Raw genomic sequence first — 1,360 nt, 5'->3', positions numbered from 1 at the left:
CGGTAGAAGTCCTTCCAGCCGTCACGCTCACGCACGACCGCCTCCAGATACTCCTGCCAGATGACGCGGTCCGCCGCCGGATCACGCACGACGGCGCCGAGGATTCCGGCGGCGACGTCACCGGGCCGCAGCACACCGTCCCCGAAGTGGGCGGCGAGCGCGAGGCCGTTGGTGACGACGGAGATCGCCTCGGCGGTGGACAGGGTGCCGCTGGGCGACTTCACCTTCGTACGCCCGTCCGCCGTCACCCCGTCGCGCAGCTCGCGGAAGACGGTGACGACGCGCCGTATCTCGTCGATGCCCTCGGGCCCCGCGGGCAGATCCAGCGAGCGTCCGATCTGGTCCACGCGCCGCGAGACGATGTCGACCTCGGCGTCGGCACTCGCGGGCAGCGGCAGGACGACCGTGTTGAAGCGGCGGCGCAGGGCGCTCGACAGGTCGTTGACCCCCCGGTCGCGGTCGTTGGCGGTGGCGATGAGGTTGAACCCCCGCACCGCCTGGACCTCCTGGCCCAACTCGGGGACGGGCAGGGTCTTCTCGGACAGGATCGTGATCAGCGTGTCCTGCACGTCCGCCGGGATGCGGGTCAGCTCCTCGACCCGCGCCGTCATGCCCTCGGACATCGCGCGCATGACGGGACTGGGCACGAGCGCGTCGCGGCTGGGGCCGTGCGCGAGCAACTGCGCGTAGTTCCACCCGTACCGGATCGCTTCCTCCGGTGTGCCCGCCGTGCCCTGCACGAGCAGCGTCGAGTCACCGCTGACCGCCGCGGCGAGGTGCTCCGACACCCAGGTCTTGGCGGTGCCCGGCACGCCGAGCAGGAGCAGGGCGCGGTCGGTCGCGAGAGTGGTCACGGCGACCTCGACGATGCGGCGGGGACCCACGTACTTCGGCGTGATGACGGTGCCGTCGGGCAGCGTGCCGCCGAGCAGGTACGTCGCGACGGCCCACGGCGAGAGCCGCCACCGCTGAGGCCGCGGCCGGTCGTCCTGCGCGGCGAGCGCGGCCAGTTCGGCGGCGAACGCGTGCTCGGCGTGGGGCCGCAGGGCCTCGGCCCGATTCGCGGTCGCGGACGTCGTCGAGTCGACGGATGCGGACATGGAGCGATCCCCCTCCAGCTCGTCCGGACACGTCTGGCCCGGATGTGGTTCCACCGTGCACCACGCCACTGACAATCGACCCTCGCACGCCGCTGGCCTGCGGAAACACCGACGGCACGGTCGATTGTCAGTGGCGGGACCTACCTTCGAGACATGACTCAGCAGGGGGTGCGCTGGACGGCGGATCAGGTGCTGGCACTGGCGCCTGACGTCTCGTCACGCAAGGCGGGGAGCAAACTCGGTGTCGCGGGCCCGTGGTC

At 71.7% G+C, this 1,360-nt stretch carries 1 protein-coding gene; it reads right to left on the bottom strand.

What is annotated here, in order from left to right; translation table 11 throughout:
• Positions 1–1,100 (bottom strand): ATP-binding protein (locus AB8Z36_RS40030; protein ID WP_369218273.1); only part of this gene is annotated, 1,100 nt, incomplete at its 3' end.
• Positions 1,101–1,360 lie beyond the last annotated feature (260 nt).

It is taken from the genome of Streptomyces flavofungini (assembly GCF_041028215.1).
GTDB lineage: Bacteria > Actinomycetota > Actinomycetes > Streptomycetales > Streptomycetaceae > Streptomyces > Streptomyces flavofungini_B.
This window is presented reverse-complemented; position numbering and strand designations above follow the sequence as displayed.